Origin of the sequence: Psychromonas hadalis ATCC BAA-638 (genome assembly GCF_000420245.1) — a bacterium.
In the GTDB taxonomy this organism is placed as follows: domain Bacteria; phylum Pseudomonadota; class Gammaproteobacteria; order Enterobacterales; family Psychromonadaceae; genus Psychromonas; species Psychromonas hadalis.
In genome coordinates, this window is record NZ_ATUO01000169.1 from 1 (window position 1) to 7,317 (window position 7,317).

The 7,317-nt window shown below is 38.8% G+C and carries 6 protein-coding genes; 5 read left to right on the forward strand and 1 reads right to left on the reverse strand.

The window, feature by feature from the left end; all coding sequences use genetic code 11:
• Nucleotides 1-448 precede the first annotated feature (448 nt).
• Entirely contained in the window at nt 449-2,005 is a 1,557-nt protein-coding gene (locus G322_RS0115965) for a response regulator (RefSeq protein WP_022942723.1), read from the reverse strand.
• 272 nt (nt 2,006-2,277) lie between these two features.
• Between G322_RS0115965 and cobT the strand changes: the two genes are divergently transcribed.
• The 5 genes from cobT (at nt 2,278) to G322_RS0115990 (ending at nt 6,905) form a co-directional block, all read left to right on the forward strand.
• Nucleotides 2,278-3,327 carry a nicotinate-nucleotide--dimethylbenzimidazole phosphoribosyltransferase gene (gene cobT, locus G322_RS0115970; protein WP_022942724.1) on the forward strand — a complete coding sequence of 350 codons (1,050 nt, stop codon included), beginning with the start codon at nt 2,278-2,280 and terminating at the stop codon, nt 3,325-3,327.
• 31 nt (nt 3,328-3,358) lie between these two features.
• On the forward strand, nt 3,359-4,135 hold the full coding sequence (locus tag G322_RS0115975; RefSeq protein ID WP_022942725.1) for an adenosylcobinamide-GDP ribazoletransferase: 777 nt from the start codon (nt 3,359-3,361) through the stop codon (nt 4,133-4,135).
• Nucleotides 4,132-4,743, forward strand: a complete 612-nt coding sequence (gene cobC, locus G322_RS21095; protein WP_022942726.1) for an alpha-ribazole phosphatase — start codon at nt 4,132-4,134, stop codon at nt 4,741-4,743. The genes G322_RS0115975 and cobC overlap by 4 nt, the downstream gene beginning before the upstream one ends.
• A gap of 336 nt (nt 4,744-5,079) precedes the next feature.
• A complete protein-coding gene (locus G322_RS0115985; RefSeq protein ID WP_022942727.1) occupies nt 5,080-6,465 on the forward strand; it encodes a hypothetical protein in 1,386 nt (461 codons plus the stop codon).
• Between the two features lie 71 nt (nt 6,466-6,536).
• A complete protein-coding gene (locus tag G322_RS0115990; protein ID WP_022942728.1) occupies nt 6,537-6,905 on the forward strand; it encodes a DUF2799 domain-containing protein in 369 nt (122 codons plus the stop codon).
• The last annotated feature ends 412 nt before the right edge of the window (nt 6,906-7,317 follow it).

Here is a 7,317-nt window from a genome sequence, read left to right on the forward strand (position 1 = left end):
CTAAGAGATATTAGTGCAAACAGATTACCGTTTATAAAAGTATAACCACGAAGTCGCTACGCGGCACAGAAAAACGAAGAAAACATTAACAAGAAAATTGGTAACTACTCAGCACCCCTTAAAATTAGAGGTGTTTTTATAAAAAATAGACTGTAAATGCTCAGGGCTAAGCCAGTTATGCTTAGTTCAAGGCGAAAAAGCGCAGTTTAGTGGTTTAAATGAGCATTTTTCAACGATGAAATAGGCTTAAATGGCGACGACCTGAGTAGTTACAAAAATTGTATCTTTATCATTCCTGTTCCTTCGTGGTTAATTATTTGTTGAATTTTTTACTCGTGATATCAGCCTTAGGGATCGTTACAAAATAACTTGCGATAAATTGTTTCCAAAAAGCCCTAGATGACTGGCTATTTTAAAACAAAATCGCAAGTAATTTTGAAGCCAATCCTTAGTTAAATACATCTTTATAGCGGTCATTGACCGCGATGATTTGATTTTTGTGTTTCCTAAAGGCAGCTACAACCAGTGGATCAAAATGTAACCCTTCTTGATCATCAATAAATTGAACCACTTCATCCATTGGCCAAGCCTTTTTGTAACAGCGATCATGTGCCAGTGCATCAAATACATCCGCTAATGAGGCAATACGACCCACTAAATCTATTTCTTCACCTTTCAAACCATTTGGATAGCCCGTGCCATCCCATTTCTCATGGTGTTGATATGCAATTAATGCTGCGTATTTTAAGATATCTTGGTTAGAGTAACGTACTAGCTCATAACCAATCTCTACGTGAGTTTGCATAATTTTCCACTCTTCAGGATTGAGTGAGCCGGGTTTATGCAAAATATGGTCGGGCACACCTATTTTTCCTAAGTCATGCAATGGAGAGGCTGATTTTATCTTCTCAGATTCAGGGACGCTGTACCCCAATTCAAGTGCTAAAATACGGGTGATTTCAGCAACACGGCGAATATGGTTACCTGTCTCTTTAGACTTACGTTCAATTGCTTCTCCGAGTAAATAAACAATCTCACGCTGTCCTTCATCAAGCTCATGGCGTAACTCTTCATTATCAAATGAGGTTTTAGTATTGCTTGCAAAAAGCTCTATGAGTGAAATATCTTGCTTGGAAAGGGGGGGGAAGCCTTCAAAGTAGAAAATTACCATTTTCGCAGAGCTACTCTGCATATTTAATACAAATGAGTTTTCAGTATAGATATTACGTTGCTGAGCAATGCTTTGTGAAATAAGAATAGAAGCGGGGTCTGGTAGCTTGTCTATATCATCCAGTTCGCAGAGGTGTGAGAACTCCCCACGTGCTTCAAGTAGTTGGAAAACTTCAGGATCACAGTAGATGCCTAATGCAGAAAGATTATATGTCGGTGTTTGTGTGCACTGTTTAACGAGCTTGGTGAGGTAATTAATGGTTTCATCCACTAAAGACTCATAAGTGACTGCATCAAATAGTGCACTAGAGGATTCAATAACCAGTTCTAATCCTTTTTTACTTTTCTTGAGGCTTACAATGTTTTGGTAAGAGCGCAGTGTGGTACACATTAAAGTATCTAGCTTAATGCCACTCAGTTCTGTTTTATTTTTGTAATCTGATATCTCGTATTCACGAATTATTTTACGCTCTGGTGCCTGCCCAGGTTGCCCCGTACGTAACACAATACGCGTGGCTTTGTTATTAAACTCATTGCGTATTGTTTCGATTAAGCGCAAACCCGCATCATCGGTTTCCATCACCACATCAATCAGTGCAACTGCAATATCGTCATGCTCTAAAAACAGTTGTTCAGCTTCATAAGCGGAATAAGCACTCAGAAAATGCAATGGGGTATCATCCCACTCAAAATTTGAAAGGACCAGTTTGGTGACCGCATGTACTTCTTCATCATCATCAACGATTAACACCTTCCAGGGGGAAAGATGTAAAGAAAGCGGATCGTCAACGGTGGTTATATCATCTTCTATAAACAGAAGATCATCATCATTCATAAATCTATCTCGAAAATGTTATTGAAAACTGAGAAACAGGCATAAAATCATAAAAAACAGGTTGCCTAGGAAGTTGAGTTAATAGAAAAGCAACTCAGCTAATCATTATGGTTGTATTCTAAGATTGTAATAGTGATCTTTATATAGTTTTGTTGTAGTTTGTGATTAATTTCACGTCTTGCTGTTATAGAATATCAATCTTAGTTTGAATTTTAGACGTTTTTCTCGTTACTGCCAGAATATTATTATTACTTATTTTAAAAGGATTCATTGTGTTTGTAATTAACTCACTCACTAAGCTGTTACCTCATTCATTTATTAATGACGTCCAACAAATCATTGACTTAAAAACTAAACCTCAAGGGAGCTTGGGGATGTTAGAGTTACTTGCTGGAAAAGTCGCTAAAATTCAGCACAGTTTGTCGCCTTCATTGAACAAGCCTTGTGTGGTTATTTTTGCTGCCGATCATGGTATTGCAGATGAAGGGGTCAGTTTGTTCCCCAAAGCGGTTACCGAGCAAATGGTGTTAAATTTTCTAGCGGGAGGGGCCGCTATTAACTGTTTTTCTCGGCAACATGGTTTAGATTTGAACATTGTGAATGCAGGTGTTTGTGCTGATTTTGATATCGAACATGAAAAATTTATTAATAAACCGATAGCAAAAGGGACCAATAACTTTTTAAAAACAGAAGCAATGAGTGAGTCGCAATGTCAGCAAGCATTAGAACAGGGTGCTGAATTTGTTAAAAATAAATTTGATGCAGGCTGTAATGTTATCGGTTTTGGCGAGATGGGCATTGCTAATACAACGTCTGCAGCTGCTATTATGGCTTCGCTATTAAAGCTATCGGGTAAAGTTTGTGCGGGTAAAGGAACGGGCCTTGATAAGCAAGGTGTTCGTTTCAAAGCACAGGTAATTGACCAAGCGATTACCTTGCATCAATTAAAAAACAGCTCTCCTTTAGAGATATTACAAAAAGTGGGTGGGTTTGAAATTGCGATGATGGTTGGTGCGATGTTAAAAGCTGCTGAGCTTTCTATGTTAGTGCTGGTGGATGGTTTTATCTGCTCTGTGGCCGCGCTCGTCGCAAGTAAGATAGAAAAAAACTTTTTAGATTATACGCAGTTTTGTCACCAATCAAATGAGCAAGCGCATCAGCTTTTACTCGAACACATGGGGGTTCAACCGTTGTTGAATCTCGGATTGCGTTTAGGAGAAGGCTCGGGGGTCGCGGTGGCTTATCCATTAATCGTTTCTGCTGTTAGCTTTTTTAATGAGATGGCTTCATTTACTGATGCGGGTATTTCAGAAAGTGAGTGACATTTTTAAAAGGGGGACGTTATGTGAAATTTTGAAAAAATTAAAACAACAGTTAATATTTTTCTTTTATGCACTCTCTTATTTCACGCGTTTACCGACGCCTCATTGGGTCATCTTCGATAATCGTCAATTTCATAAAGCGAATGCCTATTTTCCGATGATAGGGGCGATTGTTGCGCTGTTGATGGTTAGCTTTTTTTACCTTTGCCAATTACTTTTCCCTATACCGATCAGTGTTATTTTAATATTGATCTCCTCGCTACTATTAACAGGGGCGTTACACGAAGATGGTTTTGCAGACTGCTGTGATGGTTTTGGTGGTGGTTATGATGCAAGCCAACGATTAAAAATAATGAAAGATAGCCAAATTGGTAGTTATGGGGGCATTGGTTTAATCATGCTCTTTCTATTAAAATTTAACTTATTAATCGCGTTAGCTGACGTTGGTTTGGCCACTTTTTTTATGGTATTACTTATTGGACAGGTGTTAAGCCGTTACGGTGCACTTTGCCTAATGCAAACCATGCATTATGTACGTCTGGAGAATGGCGGAAAGGTACAAGGGTTGTCTACAAAACTTAATCGCTCCTACTTTCTCTTCGCCTCCTTATCTATTTTACCCGCTTTATTATTTTTTCCTGTGCTAACTGCTTGTTTGCTTATTATGGTAGTGACACTTATTACCTATCTATTACGATGCCTATTTATGAAAAATCTGGGAGGATATACAGGGGACTGTTTAGGTTTTGCACAACAAACTTTAGAGGTTGTTATCTTTTTACTATTAATCGTGATGCTGACAACATGAGTCATAAACTTGATATCTACTTGATCCGCCATACTAAGCCTTTAATCAAACAAGGTACGTGTTACGGACAACTTGATTGTGCTGTCGCAGAAGGGTACTCCCAACAACTTGCAAAAATCAGCAACTATTTTAACCATAAAAAGATCACTGCTATTTATAGTAGCCCTTTGCAACGCTGTGCCTTGCTGGCGGAGGATCTTGCTAAACAACATATTAATACGACTGTTATTTATAAAGATAATTTCAAAGAGATTAATTTTGGTGATTGGGAGGGGGTGAAGTGGGATGATATTCCGCGTGATAAAATAGATGCGTGGAATGAAGACCGTTTAAATTTTCAATTTCCTAATGGAGAGACCCCATCGCAGTTCTATCAGCGTGTTGTCGATACATGGTCTGAGCTTATTCAAGTCATGCAACAAGCTGATAAACCTCAAAAGCTATTATTGGTCGCGCATGCCGGTGTTATCCGCGCGCTTCTTTGCCACTGTTTGCACATCCCTTTTCAATATGCGACTCAATTAACGATAGATTATGCCACGATATCTAAGATTAGCTTGCATGAAAGTACATTAGAATGCTGTTTTTTTAATAATTATTTTAAGTAGTGTTGATTATAACTCATTGAATTTATGGATGTAAAAAATTAAATCTGAATTTTTACGTGCTTAAGATCTCATTTCTTCCTCTTGCCTGTGATACCCATCACCAAACAGTCATGTCGCTGTGCACTTTTATTGAATGGCTAATAATGCCCCGTATAATCATTAACCACAGAAAGGTTATTCTGTTTTTAGTGGCAATTTGAGTGGTACTCAAAGGTCTAACTAATAAAACAATTCAGGTTTTGTGTCATTTTATCTATAGGGAGATAAACGAATTTAGACATGGAATTTATGGAAGAATTAAAACCTATCAATAAGAAAATGTTAAGGAATATAGATATGTTTAAGAAAACAACATTAGCGTTAGCTGTTGCTGCTGCATCTTTTGCACTCCCAATGACTGCCATTGCAGGGGACAATACCGGCCCTGAATTTGCTTCTTCTGTGAATGCTTTTTTTGAAGACTCAACTGTTTCTGGTGCGATTGGTGTTTGGATGCGTAATCGTACACGTGGTGGCGTCGATGAGAATGGTAACGATAAAGCTGAAACTCCTAATCTAGACCATGGTTCTTTGTATCTCACAGTAAACTTTAATTCCGGTTATATTGCTGATACGGTGGGCCTTGATTTAAATGTTTTTACTACCTTTGATATGTGGCAAAACGCATCCCCCGATCATGAAATGAATTTCTGGGGTGTTGATAACCCATATGATATGAACCCTACATCAGAAAGTGGCTGTAGTGGTACATGGGACTCTGACTGTAATGAAAATGGCGGGCAAATTCAAACAGCGGCCGCGAAATTTAAATTTGGGGAAATGGTCACTGCTAAAGCGGGTTGGTTCCAACCTTCTGTGCCCTCTGCAATGGGGGTAAACTGGTCATTTGCAGCCGGTACTTATACGGGTGGCGAAGTTGGGCTAAATGTGGGTGACTTTAAGTTTGGTGTGGTAGTGGCTGATGAATATCGTGCACCTTGGTTTAAAGACAGTTACGGATTCCGTGACGGAGAAAATAATGATGCGGGTACCGCATACTCTATCGGTGGTATTTACAGTATTACTGATACATTATCGTTAGATATCGCTTACGCTGGTCTAAGCGATGGCCCACGTCAAAACTTCCATGCAAAAGTAAAATATACAACGGCAGGTGGCATCTATATTTCACCACAACTATACGTAGTTGATGATGAAGATCAATACGATTCTACGGCTTACCAACTTGCATTATTAACTGCAATGAGTAAAGGTCAATATTCATTCCGCGCTGAAGCAACATACACAGCCGCTGAGTCGAATGAAAATGACGTCGGTAACCTGGCTTATCGCTTAACTGAAGTTTACGGTTCTTCAGGCGGTGCTTATGATATTTGGTGGAATAATCGCTCTGACTTTAACCATGATGGTCAAATGGCATTCTTCGGTTCTGTTGAGCGTGACTTCTCTGATATGGGTGCCACAGGTTTCAGTGCCGGTGTTAATGGTGTATATGCATTTGGCGCGAAAGATGACAGCTATGATGAACTAGTTGAATACTCTTATAGTGTGTTCTTAAATTATGCATTCCAAACGGGTACCCTTAAAGGTGCGAACATGGGCATGTACTACACAGACTACACCAATGACTCAAATGCTGATAACTGGACTGGCTACACCAATGCATTCCAAGATGAAACAGATTTAAAAGTGACACTTGTTGTGCCATTTACAATCAAATAGTTCAATGTTAGAAACAATATCAGGGTTGATAGGTTTTCCTATCAACCCTTTTTTAATTTTAGGAGAAAAAAATGAAATTAATTTTTGTCGGCATGCTCTGTTTTATATTATCTGCTTGCGTGAGTGGTGTAGCAGATAAAAGTACAGACTGGTCTAAATTAGGTGAAAGGGTCGCTATGCGTGGTGATGTTCTGGTCAATGAACTGGCATTTAATGAGCAATACGCAGGGGCTGATTTAACTACAGCATCATTTTTACTTTTTCAAACTGGATTTGCTAAAGGCCTCGAATCATTTTGTAAGATCGATAATGCCTTTAAACATGGAATCAAAGGTGGAAGTTATAATGGCCAATGTGATCATTTCCCACGGGGTGTTGAATTTAAGTATGAGTGGAATAAAGCATTTAAACAATTCATGTTTCCCGAAGGGCCTAAATAATTTGCTTATTCTTAAATGAACTCTTTCTGAAAGAACGCATTTAGCAGGGAAAACGGGTCTAAAGCAAACAGAATGAGTTCACTTTCTCGTCATTTGTTAATTCAATCATCAAAAGGCAGGACTAAAAAAAGGGTTTGCAGAGCTTACCCGCTCATAAGATTGAACTGACGTTCAATTCGCTCCCACTTCCGAGGAATAATTAGCTTGCTTTTGGGAAGTGGGACTTTAGTCCTGCGTGTTTTCATTTATATAAAGAGAGGCTAACCCCTTCAATCAAGAAAAATCACTGGGTTGGTGGTTATACCAATCCGCCTAAGTAACTGATCGTTTTTACTGGTTTAAATGACTAATATCTGCGTTGCATTCAATCGCAATAGCCGGCTATTACTCAATCATGCGCCTTGACCTTAGT

What these genes read in the sequence shown, in the direction of transcription:
- G322_RS0115965 (WP_022942723.1), bottom strand. Translation starts at nt 2,005, where the DNA reads ATGAATGATGATGATCTTCTGTTTATAGAAGATGATATAACCACCGTT.
- cobC (WP_022942726.1), top strand. Translation starts at nt 4,132, where the DNA reads ATGAGTCATAAACTTGATATCTACTTGATCCGCCATACTAAGCCTTTA.
- G322_RS0115985 (WP_022942727.1), top strand. Translation starts at nt 5,080, where the DNA reads ATGTTTAAGAAAACAACATTAGCGTTAGCTGTTGCTGCTGCATCTTTT.
- G322_RS0115990 (WP_022942728.1), top strand. Translation starts at nt 6,537, where the DNA reads ATGAAATTAATTTTTGTCGGCATGCTCTGTTTTATATTATCTGCTTGC.